This window comes from Bradyrhizobium sp. BRP20, from assembly GCF_020194215.1.
In the GTDB taxonomy this organism is placed as follows: domain Bacteria; phylum Pseudomonadota; class Alphaproteobacteria; order Rhizobiales; family Xanthobacteraceae; genus Bradyrhizobium; species Bradyrhizobium yuanmingense.
The window spans coordinates 1-442 of the sequence record NZ_JADYVY010000102.1; the positions used below are offsets into that span (position 1 = coordinate 1).

The window sequence follows — 442 nt, forward strand, 5'->3', positions numbered from 1 at the left end:
CAACAACGTGGCCGTCGTGGTCGACCCGGCTCGCTACGAGTGGGTGCTGGAGCAGGTCCGCGCCGGCGGCTTCGCGCTGGCCGACCGCAAGCGGCTGGCGGCTCAGGCCTACGCGCACACCGCGAGCTACGACATCGCGGTCGCGTCGTGGTTCGCCAACGCCTACGCCCCGGCCGACGACTCCGGCTTCCCCGACTTCACCGGCGCCACCTGGGAGCGCGGCGAAGTGCTGCGCTACGGCGAGAACCCGCACCAGCGCGCCGCGGTGTACCGGCACTGGCGCGGCGGGCTCGCGCACGCCGAGCAGCTGCACGGCAAGGCCATGTCCTACAACAACTACGTCGACACCGACGCCGCGCGCCGGGCCGCGTACGACTTCGAGGGCCCGGCGGTCGCGATCATCAAGCACGCCAACCCGTGCGGCATCGCGGTCGGCCTGGAC

At 72.9% G+C, this 442-nt stretch carries 1 pseudogene; it reads left to right on the top strand.

Annotation, left to right across the window (positions count from 1 at the left end):
• Positions 1–442, top strand: a pseudogene (gene purH, locus I6F33_RS37990) (bifunctional phosphoribosylaminoimidazolecarboxamide formyltransferase/IMP cyclohydrolase); the annotation flags it as partial.